The following is an 18,831-nucleotide window of genomic DNA, read 5'->3' as shown; positions in this document are numbered from 1 at the left end:
ATGTCTGCCGTCGAACTGCAGGAAGTCGAGCCCGGCCTCGAAGCCGTCATTGCGAACCTCGATGAGCGCATTTGCGCTTTCCTGGTCAAGAAGGGGCGTCTCAAGGAAGCCGACCTGGCCCGCGCCCGCCGCGTGCACGAGGAGTCGGACAGCGATTCCCTGGTCAACCTGCTGACCAAGCTCGGCCTGGTGTCCGAACGCGACATGGCCGAATCCATGGCAGAGCTGCTCAAGCTGCCGCTGCTCGGGGCCAAGGACTTTCCCGAATCGCCGCCGCCCAACGTGGCCTTGTCGATCCGTTTCCTCAAACAGCATCACGTCGTGCCGGTCAGCGAAACCGATACCGAGGTCGGCCTGCTGGTCGCCGACCCGGTCGAGCCTTATGCCGCCCAGGCAGTGGAGATGGCAACCGGCAAGAAGGTCGGCCTGCAGATCGGCCTGCGCTCGGAAATCGACGATCTGATCGAACGCTATTACGGCCAGGGCCGTTCGGCCATGGGCACCATCGTCGAAACCCTGTCCGACGATGCCTCGCGCGGCGAAGACGACATCGAGCACCTGCGCGATCTCGCTTCCGAGGCGCCGGTGATCCGCCTGGTCAACCTGATCGTGCAGCGCGCGGTCGAGCAGCGCGCCTCGGATATCCATATCGAACCGTTCGAAAGCCGCCTCAAGGTGCGCTATCGCATCGACGGCGTACTGCACGAAGTGGAATCGCCACCGGCTGCATCGACCGCGGCGGTGATCTCCCGCGTCAAGATCATGTCCAAGCTCAATATCGCCGAGCGCCGCCTGCCGCAGGACGGCCGCATCATGCTGCGCGTGCAGGGCAAGGAGCTGGACTTGCGCGTTTCCACCGTGCCCACGTCCTGGGGCGAGTCGGTGGTCATGCGTATCCTCGACCGCGAAAGCGTGGTGTTCGATTTCCACACCCTGGGCTTTACCGACGAGTTCCTGCCCCAGTTCATGAAGGTGCTGGAACTGCCGCACGGCATCATGCTGGTCACCGGCCCCACCGGCTCGGGCAAGACCACCACGTTGTATACCGCCCTGTCCAAGCTCAACCAGCCGGACGTCAAGATCATCACGGTCGAAGACCCGGTCGAATACCAGATCGAAGGCATCAACCAGATCCAGGCCAAGCCGCAGATCGGCCTGGATTTCAGCCACGCACTGCGCTCCATCGTGCGCCAGGACCCGGACATCATCATGATCGGGGAAATGCGCGACCTGGAAACCTGCCGCATCGCGATCCAATCGGCGCTGACCGGCCATCTGGTGCTGTCCACGCTGCATACCAACAACGCCGCCGGCGGCATCACGCGCCTGCTCGACATGGGCGTGGAAGACTACCTGCTCACCTCCACCGTCAACGGCATCCTGGCCCAACGTCTGGTGCGGCGCCTGGACAAGCCGCATGCCGAAGCCTATACGCCGCTGCCCGAGGTGGTGCGCGAGTTCAACCTCGACAAGCTGGGCGGGCCGGGGCCGCTGCAGCTGTACAAGCCCATGCCCAGCCCCAACTATCCCAGTGGTTACTACGGCCGCACCACGATCATGGAATTCATGGTCATGTCCGACCCCTTGCGCCGATTGGTCATGCAGCACGCTGGCATGGGCGAGCTGGAACAGCAGTCTCGCAGCGAAGGCATGCGCACCATGTACGAGGACGGTCTGGTCAAGTCGCTCAAGGGCGTCACCACGCTGGAGGAAGTGCTGCGCGTCACGCAGGAAGGCTAGGGGCAGTTCCGCGCCTGGCCGTCTCCCGATTCTCTCTCCCGAATTCAGCTGACACCCGCCGATGCCCTTGTTCCGCTACAAAGCCGTAACCCCCGCCGGCGAGACGCTCGAAGGCCAGATGGAGGCCGCGTCCACCGACGAGGTGATCGCCAAGCTGCAGGATGCGGGCAATATTCCGCTGGATGCGCGCGCGGCCGACGCGGCAGAAGGCAGCAGCCTGCTCAGCCTGCTGACCCGGCGCAATACCTTTGGCGCGGCCCAGGTGGTGCAGTTCACCCAGCAGCTGGCAACCATGCTCGGCGCGGGCCAGCCGCTGGACCGTGCCTTGCAGATCGTGCTTGACCTGCCCAGCGACGAGAAGGCGCGGCGCATGCTCGAACGCGTGCGAGATACGGTGCGCGGCGGTGCGCCGCTGTCGGATGCGCTGGAGGCCGAGCATGGCGTGTTCTCGCGCCTGTACGTGAACATGGTGCGTGCCGGCGAAGCCGGCGGTTCGCTCGACGAAACCCTGCGCCGCCTGGCCGAATACCTGGAGCGTACGCGCGAGCTGCGTGGCAATGTCATCAACGCGATGATCTATCCGGCCTTCCTGATCGGCATGGTGTTCGCGTCGCTGATGATCCTGCTGATCTACGTCGTGCCGCAGTTCGTGCCCATGTTCAACGACATGGGTGTCGAAATGCCGCTGATCACGCGCATCGTGTTCGGCATCGGCACCATCCTGCAGAATTTCTGGTGGCTGATCCTGGTGGCCGGCGTGGCGGGCTTCGCCTGGCTGCGCAAGCAGTATTCGCAGCCGGACACGCGCCTGGTGCTGGATTCGCGTCTGCTCTCGATCAAGGTCGCCGGCGACGTCATCCTGAAGCTGGAGACCGCGCGCCTGACCCGTACGCTGGGAACTTTGGTCAAGAACGGCGTTCCCTTGTTGGGTGCGATGACCATCGCGCGCAATGTCATGAGCAACATGGCGCTGGCCGAAGCCGTGAGCGCGGCGACCGAGGAGGTCAAGCGCGGCAACGGCCTCGGCTTCGCCCTCAGCCAGAGCAAGCGCTTCCCCAAGCTGGCCCTGCAAATGGTCGCTGTGGGCGAAGAGTCCGGCGAGCTCGACGGCATGCTGCTCAAGACTGCCGACACCTTCGACCTGGAAGTGAAAAACACACTGGACCGGCTGCTGGCAGCCCTGGTCCCGGTGGTGACGATCGTGATGACGGTACTGGTGGCGATGATCATGATGGCGATCATCCTGCCTATCATGAACCTGGCCGGTTCGGTTCAATAATTCGGGAGAAGGCAATGAAGTATAATTTTTCGCAAAGTCGCGGAGTGCGCGGGCAGGGCGGTTTCAGCCTGCTGGAAATGCTTGCGGTCATCGTGCTGATCGGCATCGTCGCCGGTATCGTGGTGAATCAGGTCGGCAAGAACGTCGACAAGGGCAAGTGGAATGCGGGCAAGGCCCAGGTTTCCAAGCTGTCGATGAGCATCGAAGCGTATTCGCTCGACAACGGCGGCCCGCCGGAACGACTGGAAGACCTGATCAAGAAGCCGGCCAATGCGCCGAACTGGAAGTCGGGTTATGCCAAGGATTCCGACCTGAAGAGCCCGTTCGGCAATGCTTTCGAATACAAGAAGCCGGGCGAGCACGGCGATTTCGACCTTGTCTTCCTGGGCAAGGACGGCAAGGCGGGCGGCGAAGAATACAACGCCGATTTCGGCAACTGGCAGTAATGGGCCATGCGCCGGAGCCTTCGCTTCCAGCATTGCGCGACAACCGGGCGCTTCCGGCGCCTGGACGCACGCGCCGTGCGGGCGACTGACTCCGGCCCGGCTTTGCCGCGATCCCAGCGTGGTTTCAGCCTGCTGGAAATGATTGCGGTAGTGGTGCTGATCGCCATTGCCGTGACGGTGGCGTCGATCTCGTTCAGCAAAAGCCTGGGCAGCGCCAAGATCAAGGCCGCCAGCCGCGATCTCGTCGCGGCGCTGCGCTATACCCGCGGCCAGGCCATCGTCAAGGGCGAGCAAAAGACGCTCGACGTGGACCTGGATGCGATGAGCTATACCGTGCCCGGCAAGGATCCGGTCAAGTTTCCGGACAAGATCGAGGTCAAGCTGCTGACGGCGCAGAACGAACTGATCAACGACAGGGCAGGGCGCATCCGCTTCTATCCCGACGGCAGTTCCACCGGCGGGCATATTTCAGTCATCGCCGGTGCGCGCGAATGGCGCGTCAATGTCGGCTGGCTCACCGGCGAAGTCGACCTGGAAGAGTTGAGCGAACGATGAGCCGACTTCTTTCTTCGCGCCGCCCGCCGCGGCTGGGCGCGCGCCAGCGCGGCTTCAGCCTGATCGAACTGGTCGCGGCATTCGTCGTCTTCGCGCTGGCTTTCGGCGTGCTCATGGGCATTCTGTCGGCGTCGATCCGCAATACGCGGCTGGCGGCGGAATACACCCAGGCCGCGTTGTGGGCCCAGTCGCGCCTGGACGTGGTCGGTATCGGCGAGAAGCTCGAGGCAGGCCACGAAAGCGGCCGTTTCGACAACCAGTATCGCTGGGAACTCGACATCAGCAAATACGAACCGCCGCCGCTGCCGGTGGCATCGGGCGCGCCGCATAGTGGTGGTGTGGAAAGTTTCCAGAGTATTGAACTGTACCGGGTTGACCTGGAAGTGCTGTGGGGCGGCGACCGCCGCGGTTCCAAGAGCGCGCACTTCGTCTCGCTGCGCTCCAAGAACGCCGAGGCCGGCAATGGCGCTGCCGGTTCGGCAGCCGGCGGCAACGGCGACGTCAACGGCAACCAGGACAACAAGCGATGAAAGCCATTGCGCGCCGCAGCGCCGGTTTCAGCCTGCTTGAGGTGATGCTGGCGATCACCTTGCTGGCGCTGCTGCTGGCCGGCGCGATGGGCGGAATCACCGCCGCCACGCGTGCCATGCACGCGGGCGAGCAGAATATCGAGCGCACCAACCGCATGCGCGTGGCACAGGAATTCATCCGTCGCGAACTCGGCCGCAGCCTGCCACTGGCCTTCGGCCAGGAACACGGCAGCGGCGCCAATTTCGTGTTTCAGGGCGAGAACGACTTCATCCGCTTCGTTGCGCCGATGCCGGGACATCTGAGCCGCGGCGGGCCGTACGTGCAGACGCTGGAGCTGGCGCGGGGCCGCAACGGCCTGCAACTGCTGTTCACCCACAACATGCTCAACGGCTACGACCTGGACAAGCTCAAGCCGCAGGACAGCGAGGCGGTGATGCTGCTCGACGGCATCCGCCGCGGCAAATTCGAGTTTCGCAAGTACGACGACCAGAACGAGCTGGAAGACTGGAAGGACGAATGGGAAAACCCGTCCATGCTGCCGGTGATGGTGCGTATCGAACTGGAAATGACCGAGCAGTCCGGCCTTGTCTTCCCGACCATGGATATTCCGCTGGTGCTCGACACCAGCGGCGGCGTGCGCCTGTTCCAGCAGCGTATGCCGACGCCGGGCTCGGGCTCGCAGCCGCGTCCGCAGGAGTCGTCCGAGTGAGTCGCGCAGTCAGGCACGGTCCGGCCCGGCAGCGCGGCGTCGCCTTCATCCTGGTGCTGTGGGTGATTGCGCTGATGAGCATCCTGCTCGGCAGCTTTGCGGTCATTGCGCGCACCGAGAACCTGCAGGCGCGCCATCTGTTCGATGCCACCGCCGCGCGCTATGCCGCCGAAGCGGGCATCCACCGCGCCATCTACGAGATGCGCAACCCGGACCCGCTGACCCGCTGGGTGGCCGACGGCCGGCCCTACGAATTCGATTTCGACGACGCCAAGATCGAACTTCGCATGATCGACGACAGCGGCAAGATCGACATCAATGTCGCCGATGCCCTGCTGCTGAAGGCCCTGTTCCAGTCCAGCGGCATCGAAGAACAGCGCGCCGAAGAGCTGGCCGACGCGATCATCGACTGGCGCGACCCCGACGACCTCACCGGTCCGCATGGTGCCGAAGAGTCGGAATACAAATCGGAGGGCCTCAAGTACGCACCACGGAACGCGCCGTTCGAAACCGTGTCGGAAGTGCAGCAGGTGCTGGGCATGGACTACGACGTCTACCACAGCATCGAGAAGGCCATCACGCTGTACTCCGGCCGCACCCAACCCAGCCCAGGCTATGCCCCGCTCGAAGTGCTGCGGGCAATGCCGGGCATGACCGAGGAACAAGCCCAGATGATCCTTGCCCAGCGCCAGGCCTTGCCGCCGGGAAGCCCGCCTTCGGGCCTGCTGATGCCCGACGGCACCCCCGTCGTGGCGGAGGGTGGGGGGCTCACGTATAGTATCGAGTCCCGCGCCACACTTCCGAACGGCTCCAGCACCCGCCTGGACGCCACCATACGGCTGGGCGGTCAGGGCGTAGGCGGCAGACCGTTCGTGGTCCTGCGCTGGCGCGACGGCGAAGATCAGTAATGGCCATTCTAGACGTGCTTGAACCTCAGCTCGTCCGCTTGCGGGCGCGCTATGCCAAAACTCCGCTGCCGCGTTTCTTCGCGTGGTGGGGCGGCGAACTGCTGTCTTTCCTGCCGGCGTCCTGGCGTGCCGCGCTGGACGAAGGGCGCGAGTCCCTGCTGCTGCATGTGGCCGACGGCCAGCTGGTGCTGCGGCGCGAAAGTCCGCGCGGCGCGACCGAATTCGGCCAGATCGACCTGTCCCAGGAAGTGGATGTACAGCGCAGCGACTACCAGCGCCAGCGCGCCCGGGTCGAAGAGCCGCAGCTGCGCCAGTTCTTCTGCGTACCCAGCACGCGCATGCTGCGCCGTACGCTCAGCCTGCCAGCCGCGGCCGAGGACAACCTGCGCCAGGTGCTGGCTTTCGAAATGGACCGGCAGACGCCGTTCAAGGCCGACCAGGTGTATTACGACTGCATAGTCCGCGGCCGTGATGCCAGTGGCCGCCAGTTGCAGGTCGAGCTGGTGGTGATGCCGCGCGCGGCGTTCGACCAAGAAGTCGCCCCCGCGGCCCAACTGGGCATTCCGCTCGATGGCGTGGATTGCTGGGCCGATGCGAGCCACGGCGTACGCCTGGGCGTGAACCTGCTGCCGGCCGAGCGCCGCTCGCGGCGCAGCAACCAGCGCCTGTGGATCAACCTGGGCCTGGCCCTGCTGGCGGTGGTACTGGCCCTGGGCGTCATGGCGCGTACGGTCACCAACCGCGGCCAGGCACTGGCGAACATGACGACCGAAGTCGAGGCCGCGCAAAACGAGGCCAAGCAGGTTGCGGTCTTGCGCAAGACGCTGGAAGAAACCATCGATTCAGCCAACTTCCTCACCCAGAAGAAGCGGTCGGTCATGACCGCGGTAGAGCTGCTCAAGGATCTGACTGAGCGCCTGCCCGACAGTACTTACCTGGAACGACTCAACGTGACCGAGGACGGCCGCGTCGAGCTGCAGGGCCTCAGCGACAAGTCCGAGGGACTGATCGCCGAACTGCAGAAATCCAAGGTACTGGGCGATGCTGCGTTCCAGGGCGTGGTACAGCCCGACCCGCGTGTGAAAAAGGACCGTTTCAACCTGGTCGCCCAGCTCAAGCCGCGCGATCTCAGCGTCGCCAAGGCAGCACCGGCGAACGGCGAGAACAAGCCTGCAACGGGCGAGAGCAAGCCGGCCGCAGGCGAAAAAGCGACCACGGGCGACAAGCCAGGCGCGGCGGAAAAGCCGGCTGCAGCAACGCCTGTCAGCAAGGAAGGAGGCTCGCATGCGCCTGCTGCCCGAAAGTAACAACGGCCGCCTGCTGGCGGTGGTATTGGCCCTGATCGTCCTGCTGCTGGTCTATCTGCTGGGCGTGCACTGGTGGTTCGTTGCGCCGCACCTGGAGATCGCTTCGCAGATGAGCGATCTGCGCGAGCAGCAGCAGCGCTTCCTGGAAACCAGCAAGCAACGCCCGGAAATCGAGAAGCGCCTGGTCGACGTGCGCAGCTTCGAGCAAAGCAACCAGGCCTTCCTCGGCCAGACCGAGGCCGCCGCGGCTGCAGCCGACCTGATCCAGCGCATGAAGCAGGCGGTGACCGACCATGGCGGCGACAGCAATCGCTGCCAGGTACTGACCCACCAGCAGCTCACCGGCGGCAAGCCCGAGCTGTACGAGAAAGTCACCATCCAGGTGCGCATGCGCTGCGACCTGGAACCCTTGTCGCTGATCCTGTACCAGCTGGAGTCGGGTAAACCCTACCTGTTCGTCGACCAGCTGATGATCTACAAGCAGAACTACGGCTATGTCGCGCCGGGCCAGAAAGCGCCGCAGCAGAGTGCGCTGGACATCCGCTTCAATCTCTCGGGCTATATGCGCAAGCGCGGGGCGGAGAAGGCATGAACGCACGCAGCGCGCAAGTGATCACCCTGGGCTTGGCCGGTATCTGCGGCGTGATGGCCCTGGTCGGCGTGATGGCCTGGATGGGTGCCGGCCGCGGCTACAGCTGGCTGGCCGAAACCGAGGCGCCGCCGGTCACCGGCGTCGGCCGCATCGATACCGACGCGGTCGTGATGCCGCCGGAATCCGATTTTGCCGAAGTGCGCCAGCGGCCGATCTTCAACGACGACCGCAAGCCGACGCCGATCGAGCCGGACAAGCCGCCGGAAATAGCACCACCGGTGCCGCTCAACATCACCCTGACCGGCATCGTGCTGACCCCGAACGTGCGCCTGGCCCTGGTGCGCGACAACGCCAAGAACGAAGCGGTATCGCTGCGCGTCGGCATGCCGTTGCCGGGCGACCAGCAGGTCTGGACCCTGAGTGAAATCCGCCCGCGCAGCGTCGTATTCAGGAATCCCCAGGACGAAAGCTCCGAGGTTGAACTTGAAGTAGCGCCCGGACTCACAGTACCGCCCAGTCCGCGTGCGCCCCCGCCCGCGAGCCCGCCGCCGAATCAACCGCCGCCGCCTGGCGCCAATCCGGCAGTACAGCCGCCGAATGCAGTGCCGGGGCAGCCGCCGCCTGATCGGGCAGCGGAACTGCAAAAACGCATCGAAGAGCGCCGCCGCGAAATGCGCGAGCAGGCGGAAAAGCTGCGCGAGCAGCAGGAACAGAAAAAATGAACGGAGTGCCACCAGTGCGTCTACGTCTCTTTCCCCTTTGCCTGGTAGCGCTGCTGGTCGCGCTGGGCGGTTGCGCCACTAGCAATACCCGACCCGATCCGGAAGAGATCGTGTCGACCCAGTCGGCCCCCAGCATGACCCAGGCCGAGAAGGTGCTGACCAGTGGCGCCCGCGACGAAGGCCCGATCTCGCTCAGCGGCGGCAAGAAGGACGCGTCGGCCAACACTCCCAAGCCCGAGATCGACAAGGGGTCTGCCGTATTCCTCAATGAGGCCGCGGCCAGGGCGCCGGTCGTCACGCCGCCGGACGGGGAAGGCCAGCTCACCTTCAACTTCGAGAACCAGCCGATCCAGGCGGTGGCCAAGGCCATCCTCGGCGACCTGCTGCAGCTCAACTACGTGATCGCGCCGGGCGTACAGGGCAACGTGAGTTTCTCCACGTCCAAGCCGATCAAGTCCGAACAGGCCATGTCCATTCTGGAGATGCTGCTGTCCTGGACCAACAACTCGCTGGTGTTCAACGAAGGCCGCTATACCGTGCTGCCGACCAAAGACGCCCTGCCGGGCAAGCTGGTGCCGCGTATCGCGCCGCCGAGCGCAGCCAAGGGCTACGAGGTGCGCGTGTTCCCGCTGCGCTTCGTCTCGCCCAAGGAAATGGAGAAGCTGCTCAAGCCGTACGCCAAGCCTGACGCCTTCATCAGTGTCGATACTGCACGCAGCATGCTGGTGCTGGCCGGTACCGCGACCGAACTGGTCAACTACCAGCGCACCATCGACACCTTCGACGTGGACTGGCTCAAGGGCATGTCCATCGGCGTATATGCCGTGGTCAATGTCGAAGTGGCCAAGATCATGCCCGAGCTGGACAAGCTGTTCGGCGCCACCGGCGAATCGCCGATGGCCGGCATGTTCCGCTTCGTGCCGATCGAGCGCACCAATTCGGTCATCGTCATCACGCCCAACCCTGATTATCTGGCCCAGGCCGAGGAATGGCTGCGCCGGCTCGACCAAGGCGGCAGTGAAAACGGTACTCAGCTCTATGTGTACGACGTAAAGAATGTCAAATCGATAGATTTGGCCGACCGCCTGAACGAGGTGTTCACCGGCCAGCGAGGCAGCGGCGGCTCCTCGTCGCGCCGTACCAGTTCGCGCGGCGGCGTGGCACCGGGCCTGCAGTCGGTGGAGGTGCGCGGCAACAACGACAGCAGCCGCCGTGCAGAGGCCGCACGCGAAAAGCAGGCGGCGGCGAACACGGCCGGTACCGGCGGCGCCCAGGCATTCACCATTGGCGACGACGAATCCGAAGTGCGCATCACCGCGGTGGAAGAGAACAACCAGATCCTGGTGATGGGTACGCAAAGCCAGTGGGGCATCATCCAGAGCGCCATCCGGCGCCTGGACGTCGAACCGCTGCAGGTTCAGATCGAGACCAAGATTCTCGAAGTCATTCTTGCAGGCAAGCTCGAGTACGGCCTGAAGTGGTATCTGGAAGGGCTGATCGGCACCACCAACGGCAACGACGGCGGCACTTCCAACCGCTTCACCAATTCGCAGCCGGGCAACCAGCAGCGCGGCCTGTTCGGTTCGCAGACCAAGCCCGGCGCGGACGGGCAGAACTTCTTCTACTCGTTCATCAACAGCGAAATCGAAGTGGCGATCAACGCACTGCAGTCCGACGGCACCACCAAGACCTTGTCGGCACCGTCGCTGGTCGTGCTCAACAACAAGGAAGCGCGCATCAATGTCGGCCAGCAGCTGCCGGTGGTGCAGAACTACCTCAGCGGCGGATTCAACACCGGCACCAACGGCGTCAACACCGGCACGAGCTATGGTTCGGTGCAGTTCCGCGACGTCGGCGTGATCCTGACGGTTACACCGCGCGTCAATCCGGGCGGCCTGGTCTATATGGAAGTCCAGCAGGAAGTCAGCAACCCCGGCACCCAGGACCCGACCGGCAACTACTCGGTCAACAAGCGCGAAATCGAGACCGAAATCGCGGTGCAGAGCGGTCAGACCATCCTGCTGGGCGGCCTGATCAACGAAAGCGAAATCAACAGCAAGAACGGCGTCCCGGGCCTGAGCAGGATTCCGATCCTCGGCAACCTGTTCGGTTCGACCAAGCGGCAGCGGGATCGCACCGAGCTGATCGTCCTGATCACGCCACGTGTCATCGGCAACCAGAGCGACGCCGGCGACATCACCAAGGAATATCAGCGCCGGTTCGAATCCCTGCCGCCGCTCAAGGGCCAGGGTGCAGACACCTTGGAAAGCGTCTTCGGCGACCCGGAAAAGAAAAAGAAGCCGAAGCCGTAAATATCAATTCGGAGTGAAGAACATGAGATCTTTCAAGTATTTGCTGCTGGCCGCCGGCTTTGGCCTGCTGGCCGGCTGTGGCGCCGGTGGTGTGAAGAAGGACGACACGGTCGACGCGCGTGCGGTCAAGCGCTGGGAGCTTCTGATCGCGCACAAGGCCGCTGACGCATACGAGTACCTGACGCCGGGCTACCGCAGCACCCATCCCAAGGAACTCTATGCGGCGGCCATGTCCAGCCGGCCGGTCAAATGGAAGAAAGCCGAGCTGATGGACAAAGACTGTCCGGACGAAGATACCTGCAACGTCCGTATCATCGTAGACTTCGAATTACGGATCGCTGCGGGTATCCCGCAGGCGGTCGCAAGTTCTGATGTCCAGAAGGAAAAATGGCTCCGTATCAAGGGGCAGTGGTATCACCTTCCGGCGCAGTGAACCGGCCTTTCGGACCGGATTTTGTGGGATTGCGTTGCCATGACCTTTGTTCTAGCATTGGCGCGCTGTTGCCCTACCATGCCCAAAAAAGGCGGGCCAAAACCGCTGTTGCGGAGCATGGTCGGTTGTGAGCAAAAGCCCTGTGGTTCATTAGGAGTGTTGTGATGAAAAGAAATAATCTGACGACTTCCGTCGTCGCCGGCCTTGCCGCTATTGCCGGCATCGCCAGCACCGCGAACGCCGTTGAGCTGAATCCGGATGGTACCGGCCAGGTCCTCGTCTATCCGTACTACACGGTCAACAAGAACCAGCAGACCATCATCTCGGTCGTCAACACGACCAACATCGCCAAGGCGGTCAAGGTTCGCTTCCTCGAGGGTCACAACTCTCGCGAAGTCCTCGACTTCAACCTGTTCCTGTCCGAATTCGACGTCTGGACCGCGAGCATCTTCGCTCTGTCCGACGCCGGCGTCGCCGGCAGCGAAGGCGCTGCTGTCACCTCGACCGACAAGAGCTGTACCGCTCCGCTGCCGAACGAGTGGGACGGTTCGCTGGGTACGGGCCGTCCGTACCAGACCTTCCGCAACTTCGCCTACATCGACGACAACGAAGATACCGGCCCGATCGACTTCGCCCGTACGCGCGAAGGCCACATCGAGCTGATCTCGATGGCCGACCTGTCGGGCGCGCTGACCAGCGCCGTGACCCACGTCAACGGCACGCCGCGTAACTGCGCCGTGGTCCGCGACATCGATCCCGCCAACTCGCTGCTGCTGCCGCCGACCGGCGGTCTGTTCGGCTCGGGCGGCGTGGTCAACGTTGCTCAGGGTACGTTCTACACCTACAACGCTGATGCCATCGACGGCTTCACCAACATCGTTCTGTTCTCCGACACCGCGTCGCTGACGCCGTCGCTGCAGCAGGCCAACACCGCTCCGGGCATCGCTACCGCGTATGTCTTCGGTTCGTCGGGCCAGCTGTTCCGTTCGGACTACTCGACCTCGGCTCCGAACAACGCGATCGACGCCGTCAGCGCCGTGTTCATGTCGAACAACCTGTTCAATGAATACAACGTTGATCCGTCCGTCGGTTCCAACACCGATTGGGTTGTGACCTTCCCGACCAAGCGCTTCTACGTCGACAACCAGATCCTGGGCGTTCCGCTCGGCGATCCGGGTGCGATCCCGCCGTTCCGCTTCACCTTCGGTGAAGATGACCGCGCTAACGGTGAAGGCCTGTCCTGCGCCCAGATCGAAGTGTCGCAGTACGATCGTGAAGAAGGCCGTCCGAGCGGTGTCTCGCCGGGCTTCTCGCCGCCGCCGCCGCGTCAGCCGAACTCGGCTCTGTGTAAGGAAGTCAACGTCATCAGCTTCCTGACCGTTGCCGGCAACACCCCGCCGTCGGAATCCGGCGTTCTGGGTTCGACCCTGGTCACCAACGTCAAGCCGTTCGCGGCTGCCGGTTGGATGCGCCTCGGCCTGAACCCGGCTGCTCAGCCGCACCTCAGCCGTCCGTCGATCGACGGCGACGTCTACGCTGGTCTGCCGGCTACCGGCTTCCAGGCTGTGAACTACATCAACGCCAATGTTGCTCCGGGCGTTCTGTCGAACTACAGCGGTCTGTTCCGTCACCGCGCAAGCCGCCTCTGCACCAACCCGGGTGGCACCTGCTCCTGATCTCCATCAGGTAGGTGATTTAGTTGTAAGAAAGAGGGGTCTTCGGACCCCTCTTTTTTTTGCCCGTTTCCTGGCACTGCCCAGTTGTACGCATGGTGCCGACTCGTTGTCTTGCTGTTGCGCTCGCTTCATTCCTGAACGCCCAGGTATCTCGCTTGCCGGCCCTCTGTTCGGCGATCGCGCCCTGGTCCCGTAGATAAAGATGACACGGACCCTGCTGTTACCTTGGATTCACGCTCCTGTGAAACGTGATTTAACCAAGTGTTTGCACAGGAGGGTTAATCAGGCGCTAAACTCAACCCGCTCCCCTCTGAATTTGGAATTTGTCAATGCCTGCATTGCGCCTGCCTGCTGCTGCGCTTCTGTTTTCCATCGCGGCGGTCTCCGGTTCCGCCAATGCCCAGAACGCAAGCCTGCGTCTGACCTGGACACCTTCCGGTGGTTCGCCCAAGACCTGCGTCTTCACGGCAGATTCCACGGGCGTGAACATGGACGGTAACGGTGCGTTGACGGCAACCGGTAGCTTCGCTACTGCCGACTGCCCCAGCGGCGGCGGCGGCGGTGTCAGCGATCCGGTGATCACGAATGGCCTCGATGCCACCGATCTGCCTTCGCCGACCTCCGTAGGCACGTCGACTACGGTCACCTGGGCCGCCACGGCCGACTCCTGCGCCTACAACAATGTCTTCCCCTCCGGCGCGACCGTTGCGAACTGGCCGAGCACGGGCACAGCCTGCGCCAACGCGTCTGACTGTGCGCAGACCCATACGACGCCCATTACCTATCCGGCTATTGCGGGTAGCTACCAGTTCGGCCTGACCTGCACCAAGGCGGGGGCTGCGAATCCGGCAACAACAACGCGTACGGTCACCGTAAACTCGGTTGGCGGTGGCGAAACCTGCGTCGCGCCATCGGGTCTTTCCCGCACGACGTCGCTGTACGTGGAATACAATGCTGGCCCGAGCACCGGCCGCACCGTCGACGGCACCAAGTTCGAAGAAGTCTTCGGTCATAACACCAGCGGTTCCACGCGTTTCTTCCCGGGCACCTCGAACCTCAACCAGCGCCTTTTCATTCCGCGCAACAGCTATGTCTCGCTGAAGTTCACCGTGCCGAGCAATCTCCCCGCCCAGACCTACGGCATGTTCCGCTTCGAGGAAACACAGCCGCAGACGAGTCCGGCGCGCATGTCGATGACGATCAGCAAGTCCTGCGGCGACTTTGCCACTACGGCGACGGCACCGCTGACCAATCGCTGCGTCCTCAACGATGCCAACGTCACCAGCAACAACAATTTCATGTGGGGCTATTACCCCGGCAATGCGTCGATGTGCCAGCTGGTGCCGGGTGAAACCTACTACCTCAACATCGTCCACGCAGGCCTGTCGGCGCCGACAACGTCCTACTGCGCTGCCGGCAGCTGCGGCAACGTGGTGCAGAACCAGAAAGGCGGCGGTTCGGGTTGGCCGACTGTGATCGGCGGCGATACCGAATAAGCCAGGTCAGCCACTTCAGGCAAGATCGACGGCCTGCGCATTGCGCAGGCCGTTTCGTTACAGCGGCACTGGAACCTGCCATGCTCGACGACGGTCCATGTTGCCCCGTCCATCCTGAGGGTGTGCATCGCGCACCCGTTTTCATTTGAGGTTACCGATGCAGAAGTCTGTTCTTGCTGTTGCGCTGCTGGCGTGCGCCGCCGCTTTCGCTACCCAGGCTGCCGATACCAGTGCCGTGGTCGTGTCGCAGGGCACGGCAAAAATCACCCTCGACGACGTCGACGCCTACGTGCATCGTGTGCCGGCCAAAGAACGGGCCGCTTTCATCGCCAAGCCCGATCGCATCGAAGCCATGTTGCGCAACATGCTGCTGGACAAGCAGCTCGCGGCCGAAGCGCGTGAGCTGGGGCTGGAAAAAGATCCGATCGTGCAGCGCCAGATTCAACTGGCGGTCGACAACGCGTTGTCCCGCGTACGAGTCGAAGCCTTGGGCCGTGGCCTCAAGGCACCGGATTTCACCGAGCAATCGCGCGAAGACTACCTGGTCAACAAGGACAAGTACCGCGACCCCGAAATCCACGACGTCAAGCACATCCTGATCGGCACCAAGTCGCGCACCGAGGCTGAAGCCCAGGCGCTGGCCAACGAGACCCTGGAAAAGCTCAAGAAGGATCCGTCTTCTTTCGACGCCTTGGTTGCGTCGCTGTCGGATGACGAAAGCAAATCGAACAACCACGGCCTGATGGAAAACGCCGCCTCGCAGCAGTTCGTGCGTCCGTTCGCCGAAGCCGCGGAGAAGCTGACCAAGCCAGGCGAGCTCTCCGGCGTCGTCAAAACCCAGTTCGGCTTCCACATCCTGCAACTGGTCAACTACAAGCCGGCAGTACAGAAGACCTATGAGCAGGTGGCCGAATCCATTCGCACGCGCATGACCAACGAATGGACCGAAGCACAGGTTCGTGGTCATCTCGATGCGCTGCGCAACCAGGCCATGCAGCCCAATCCGGAAGAACTGGCCAAGTTGCCGGAACGCTTCGGCAAAGTGACTCTGGCACCGGAACAAGCGGTCAAGCCAGGCGAAGCGAAGTAAGCAGCGGGCTTTGCCGACAGCCATGATCGAGCAGGTCTGCGTCAGCGCCGCAAGGGCGTCCCGCTGTCGCCATCGCGCGATCCGGGCGTGATTACGCCAGCGGCGCTTAAGCCGACACTGAGTCTTGCGCTGCAGCTGGCGCGGCGCGATTTGCGCAACCGCTATCTCGGTAGCTTCAGCGGTGGTGCCTGGGCATTGCTGCAGCCGCTGGTGCAACTGGCGGTATATGCCTTCGTGTTCGGCTATGTATTTCGCCAGCGCCTGCCCGGCGCCGACGCACCGGGCTATGTGCCGTTCCTGGTCGTGGCAATGTGGCCCTGGACGGCTTTTGCCGAAGCCCTGAGCCGTGCCACCACGGCGATCCAGGACAATGCCAGCCTGCTCGGCAAGGTCGCCCTGCCACGGGCGGCGCTGGTGCTGGCGCCGGTACTGGCCAGTTTTGCGATCCATGGCGTGGGGTTCATCGGTCTGCTGCTGGTCATGCTGGTCATTGGCACCGGCATCTCGCCGGCCGGGTTGCTGCTGATGCTGCCGGCGTTGGCCCTGCTTTTCCTGTTTGCGCTGGGGCTGGCCTTGCTGCTGGCGGCGCTGCAGGTATTCGTGCGCGACATTGCGCCGGCGCTGCCGCAGATGCTGATGTTGTGGATGTTCCTGTCGCCGGTGTTCTACGGGCGCTACGTCATGCCGGAGGGCGTGCGCAGCTGGTTCGATTTCAACCCGATGACCGGCTTTGTCGAGTACCTGCGTTTCGCCCTGCTTGACATGCCGATGCCCGGCCTGCGGGCTGTGTTCTGCAGCGTGCTGGCTGTTGCTTTGGCGCTGGCCGCGGGCGTGTTCGCGTTCCGTCGCCTGCAGCGGCATTTCGAGGATTTCCTGTGAGCGCGCCGCTGGTACAGGCCACCGGCCTGGGCAAAAGCTATCCGCGCGTATTCCGTCGCAGCGACCGCCTGCGTGCCTTGCTTGCCTTGCTGGCGGGCAAGACCTCGGGCGAGTCCACGTCTGTGCTCAGCGGTATCGAGCTCGAAGTGCAGCGCGGCCAGTCGCTGGGGCTGATCGGCGACAACGGTGCGGGTAAGTCCACTTTGCTCAAACTGCTGACCGGCGTGCTGACACCGAGCCAAGGCCAGGTGCGGGTCAATGGCCGCATCGGTGCTTTGCTTGAGCTGGGTGCAGGTTTCCATCCTGAGTACAGCGGCCGCGACAACATCGCCATGGCCGCCGCGCTACAGGGTTTTTCCGCCGAGGAACTGGCCGCGCGCCAGGACGAGATCGTCGCGTTCGCCGACATCGGCCACTACATCGACGAGCCAGTCAAACACTATTCTTCGGGCATGGTGGTGCGGTTGGGGTTTGCCATCATCGCCGCGACCCGGCCCGACCTGCTCATCACCGACGAAGTGCTGGCTGTCGGCGACGAGTCGTTCCAGAAAAAATGCATACGCTGGATGGAGGACTACCTCGCCGGTGGCGGCACCCTGATCCTCGTGTCGCACAGCATGTATCACATCCAGAAGCTGTGCCGGCAGGCGCTATGGCTGCGGCAGGGGCGCATGCAGGCGCAGGGAGACGTGTTCGAGGTGACCCAGGCCTATCTCGCCTATCACGAGCGCAAATCCGCCGACACCCAGGGCACGGCGCGCGACCTCGATACGCTGCGCGGGCAGGAATTCCACGTCCGTGCTGTACGGGTCAACGGCGAGGAAGCCGAAACGCTGCCCGCGCTGGAGCAGGGCGCAGCGCTGCGCATCGAGGCCACCATCGCCTCCCGCGACGGCCGCGTGCCGGTGGTCAACGTAGGCATCGTGCGCGCCGACGGCACACCGGTCTATGGCGTCAGCAGCGATATGGATGGAGTCCAGCCGGCACCGCTGGCCGACGGCGACTACCGCATCGTGCTGCATTTCGGCGAACTGCCCTTGCTGCCCGGCAGCTATACCGTGCGCGTGCATCCGCTGGACAGCGAAGGCATGCGCCTGTTCGACACGGTCGAGCGCAGCCTGACTGTGAAGGGGCGCAGTTCCGAATCGGGACTGGTACGCCTGGCCCACGTCTGGGAACATGCCGCCCCCCTGAGCAGGATTCGCGGCGAATGAGCATAGGCGCCCCGCTGGAGTTCACCGGAGAGCGCTTCACGCCCGAATGCGTGCGCGAGATCTGGTACGAGCATTGGCACCGCTACGCACTGGTGCAGCCCTGGGCGCAAGGTCGCCGCGTACTCGACGCGGCCTGCGGCGAAGGCTATGGCAGTGCCGTGCTGGCCCAGTCGGCCGCCGCCGTGCTCGGCCTGGATATCGACCCCGCCGCCGTGGCCCACGCGCGTGCGCGCTACGCTGCGCTGGCCAATCTGCGCTACGAGCAGGCCGACGCCACGCGCCTGCAGCTGCCGGCGGGGGGCTTCGATCTGGTCGTTTCGTTCGAAACCCTGGAGCACGTCGAGGCCCAGGACGCCCTGCTGGACGGCCTCAGCCATGCCCTGGCCGATGATGGCCTGCTGGTGATTTCCTCGCCGGACAAGGCCACCTACAGCGACGCGGCCGGTTTTCGCAACGAGTACCACGTCCGCGAGCTGTATCGCGACGAATTCGAGCAGTTGCTGCGCCGGCGCTTCCCTTATGTGCGCCTGTATGCCCAGCGCCTGCTGTTCCAGTCGGCGATCTGGTCGCTGGACCCGCCCGATCCCCAAGGAGCCGGGCACTACGCCACGGCCGATGGCGACGGTGGGGTGGAACAGGGGCTGCACTACGCGCCGATGTATTTCATTGCCGTCTGCTCGCGCCAGCCGTTGCCACCGCTGCCGGCCTCGTCCTGGTTCGGCGACCGCGACGAAACGGTCTATCGGCACTACAATCACGAAATCCGCCAGAACATGGCCGCCGGCGGGCGCATTGCCGAGCTGGAAGCGCAGCTGGCTGCGCTGCAGCGCGAGCACGCCGTACTCGCGGCCGGCGTCGCAGCGCCGGCGGCTGCGACTGCCACCGCGACGCCCTGGTGGCGACGCTGGCTGGCGGCGCGGCGCTGAACGGCGCAATCCCAAC

General features: G+C 63.9%; 18 protein-coding genes. All 18 read left to right on the top strand.

All coding sequences use genetic code 11. From position 1 onward, the window contains the following. The 18 genes from gspE to DFR29_RS02010 all read left to right on the top strand — a co-directional run bounded on the left by gspE (position 1) and on the right by DFR29_RS02010 (position 18,815). The gene (gene gspE / locus DFR29_RS02095; RefSeq protein WP_133816890.1) at positions 1-1,740 is read left to right on the top strand and encodes a type II secretion system ATPase GspE; all 1,740 of its coding nucleotides are present in this window, start codon (positions 1-3) and stop codon (positions 1,738-1,740) included. Between the two features lie 61 nt (positions 1,741-1,801). Beyond that, complete coding sequence (locus DFR29_RS02090; RefSeq protein ID WP_133816889.1) at positions 1,802-3,019, top strand: type II secretion system F family protein; 1,218 nt, start codon at positions 1,802-1,804, stop codon at positions 3,017-3,019. A 14-nt stretch (positions 3,020-3,033) separates the two neighbouring features. Beyond that, positions 3,034-3,465 (top strand): type II secretion system major pseudopilin GspG, encoded by a 432-nt coding sequence (gene gspG / locus DFR29_RS02085; RefSeq protein ID WP_133816888.1) that lies wholly within the window; start codon positions 3,034-3,036, stop codon positions 3,463-3,465. Positions 3,466-3,471: 6 nt separating this feature from the next. Continuing rightward, the gene (locus DFR29_RS02080) at positions 3,472-4,020 is read left to right on the top strand and encodes a GspH/FimT family pseudopilin (RefSeq protein ID WP_133816887.1); all 549 of its coding nucleotides are present in this window, start codon (positions 3,472-3,474) and stop codon (positions 4,018-4,020) included. Further along, complete coding sequence (locus DFR29_RS02075; RefSeq protein WP_166653816.1) at positions 4,017-4,550, top strand: type IV pilus modification PilV family protein; 534 nt, start codon at positions 4,017-4,019, stop codon at positions 4,548-4,550. The genes DFR29_RS02080 and DFR29_RS02075 overlap by 4 nt, the downstream gene beginning before the upstream one ends. Then, the gene (locus DFR29_RS02070; RefSeq protein ID WP_133816885.1) at positions 4,547-5,260 is read left to right on the top strand and encodes a prepilin-type N-terminal cleavage/methylation domain-containing protein; all 714 of its coding nucleotides are present in this window, start codon (positions 4,547-4,549) and stop codon (positions 5,258-5,260) included. Before DFR29_RS02075 ends, DFR29_RS02070 begins: the two co-directional genes overlap by 4 nt. After that, the gene (locus DFR29_RS02065) at positions 5,257-6,168 is read left to right on the top strand and encodes a type II secretion system minor pseudopilin (protein ID WP_166653815.1); all 912 of its coding nucleotides are present in this window, start codon (positions 5,257-5,259) and stop codon (positions 6,166-6,168) included. The genes DFR29_RS02070 and DFR29_RS02065 overlap by 4 nt, the downstream gene beginning before the upstream one ends. Next, positions 6,168-7,475 (top strand): PilN domain-containing protein, encoded by a 1,308-nt coding sequence (locus DFR29_RS02060; RefSeq protein WP_133816883.1) that lies wholly within the window; start codon positions 6,168-6,170, stop codon positions 7,473-7,475. The genes DFR29_RS02065 and DFR29_RS02060 overlap by 1 nt, the downstream gene beginning before the upstream one ends. Next, positions 7,453-8,067, top strand: a complete 615-nt coding sequence (gspM, locus tag DFR29_RS02055) for a type II secretion system protein GspM (protein ID WP_133816882.1) — start codon at positions 7,453-7,455, stop codon at positions 8,065-8,067. Before DFR29_RS02060 ends, gspM begins: the two co-directional genes overlap by 23 nt. After that, positions 8,064-8,789 carry a hypothetical protein gene (locus tag DFR29_RS02050; RefSeq protein ID WP_133816881.1) on the top strand — a complete coding sequence of 242 codons (726 nt, stop codon included), beginning with the start codon at positions 8,064-8,066 and terminating at the stop codon, positions 8,787-8,789. Before gspM ends, DFR29_RS02050 begins: the two co-directional genes overlap by 4 nt. A 14-nt stretch (positions 8,790-8,803) precedes the next feature. Continuing rightward, the gene (gene gspD / locus DFR29_RS02045) at positions 8,804-11,101 is read left to right on the top strand and encodes a type II secretion system secretin GspD (RefSeq protein WP_166653814.1); all 2,298 of its coding nucleotides are present in this window, start codon (positions 8,804-8,806) and stop codon (positions 11,099-11,101) included. Between the two features lie 22 nt (positions 11,102-11,123). Further along, complete coding sequence (locus tag DFR29_RS02040) at positions 11,124-11,534, top strand: hypothetical protein (RefSeq protein WP_133816879.1); 411 nt, start codon at positions 11,124-11,126, stop codon at positions 11,532-11,534. A 164-nt stretch (positions 11,535-11,698) separates the two neighbouring features. Further along, on the top strand, positions 11,699-13,210 hold the full coding sequence (locus tag DFR29_RS02035; protein WP_133816878.1) for a hypothetical protein: 1,512 nt from the start codon (positions 11,699-11,701) through the stop codon (positions 13,208-13,210). A gap of 329 nt (positions 13,211-13,539) precedes the next feature. Further along, positions 13,540-14,706, top strand: a complete 1,167-nt coding sequence (locus tag DFR29_RS02030) for a hypothetical protein (RefSeq protein WP_133816877.1) — start codon at positions 13,540-13,542, stop codon at positions 14,704-14,706. 157 nt (positions 14,707-14,863) lie between these two features. Next, entirely contained in the window at positions 14,864-15,796 is a 933-nt protein-coding gene (locus tag DFR29_RS02025; protein ID WP_133816876.1) for a peptidylprolyl isomerase, read from the top strand. An 87-nt stretch (positions 15,797-15,883) separates the two neighbouring features. Then, complete coding sequence (locus DFR29_RS02020; protein WP_166653813.1) at positions 15,884-16,675, top strand: ABC transporter permease; 792 nt, start codon at positions 15,884-15,886, stop codon at positions 16,673-16,675. Beyond that, on the top strand, positions 16,672-17,889 hold the full coding sequence (locus DFR29_RS02015; RefSeq protein WP_133816874.1) for an ABC transporter ATP-binding protein: 1,218 nt from the start codon (positions 16,672-16,674) through the stop codon (positions 17,887-17,889). Before DFR29_RS02020 ends, DFR29_RS02015 begins: the two co-directional genes overlap by 4 nt. Beyond that, entirely contained in the window at positions 17,886-18,815 is a 930-nt protein-coding gene (locus DFR29_RS02010; protein WP_133816873.1) for a class I SAM-dependent methyltransferase, read from the top strand. Before DFR29_RS02015 ends, DFR29_RS02010 begins: the two co-directional genes overlap by 4 nt. The last annotated feature ends 16 nt before the right edge of the window (positions 18,816-18,831 follow it).

Source organism: Tahibacter aquaticus (genome assembly GCF_004363655.1).
In the GTDB taxonomy this organism is placed as follows: Bacteria; Pseudomonadota; Gammaproteobacteria; order Xanthomonadales; family Rhodanobacteraceae; genus Tahibacter; species Tahibacter aquaticus.
The sequence above is the reverse complement of the archived record's forward strand: the minus strand, read 5'-3'. Positions and strand labels throughout refer to the sequence as shown.

Bases quoted from the DNA above. Each gene is read 5' to 3' on its own strand.
- gspE (WP_133816890.1), top strand. From the start codon at position 1: ATGTCTGCCGTCGAACTGCAGGAAGTCGAGCCCGGCCTCGAAGCCGTC.
- DFR29_RS02090 (WP_133816889.1), top strand. From the start codon at position 1,802: ATGCCCTTGTTCCGCTACAAAGCCGTAACCCCCGCCGGCGAGACGCTC.
- gspG (WP_133816888.1), top strand. From the start codon at position 3,034: ATGAAGTATAATTTTTCGCAAAGTCGCGGAGTGCGCGGGCAGGGCGGT.
- DFR29_RS02080 (WP_133816887.1), top strand. From the start codon at position 3,472: ATGCGCCGGAGCCTTCGCTTCCAGCATTGCGCGACAACCGGGCGCTTC.
- DFR29_RS02075 (WP_166653816.1), top strand. From the start codon at position 4,017: ATGAGCCGACTTCTTTCTTCGCGCCGCCCGCCGCGGCTGGGCGCGCGC.
- DFR29_RS02070 (WP_133816885.1), top strand. From the start codon at position 4,547: ATGAAAGCCATTGCGCGCCGCAGCGCCGGTTTCAGCCTGCTTGAGGTG.
- DFR29_RS02060 (WP_133816883.1), top strand. From the start codon at position 6,168: ATGGCCATTCTAGACGTGCTTGAACCTCAGCTCGTCCGCTTGCGGGCG.
- gspM (WP_133816882.1), top strand. From the start codon at position 7,453: ATGCGCCTGCTGCCCGAAAGTAACAACGGCCGCCTGCTGGCGGTGGTA.
- DFR29_RS02050 (WP_133816881.1), top strand. From the start codon at position 8,064: ATGAACGCACGCAGCGCGCAAGTGATCACCCTGGGCTTGGCCGGTATC.
- DFR29_RS02040 (WP_133816879.1), top strand. From the start codon at position 11,124: ATGAGATCTTTCAAGTATTTGCTGCTGGCCGCCGGCTTTGGCCTGCTG.
- DFR29_RS02035 (WP_133816878.1), top strand. From the start codon at position 11,699: ATGAAAAGAAATAATCTGACGACTTCCGTCGTCGCCGGCCTTGCCGCT.
- DFR29_RS02030 (WP_133816877.1), top strand. From the start codon at position 13,540: ATGCCTGCATTGCGCCTGCCTGCTGCTGCGCTTCTGTTTTCCATCGCG.
- DFR29_RS02025 (WP_133816876.1), top strand. From the start codon at position 14,864: ATGCAGAAGTCTGTTCTTGCTGTTGCGCTGCTGGCGTGCGCCGCCGCT.
- DFR29_RS02010 (WP_133816873.1), top strand. From the start codon at position 17,886: ATGAGCATAGGCGCCCCGCTGGAGTTCACCGGAGAGCGCTTCACGCCC.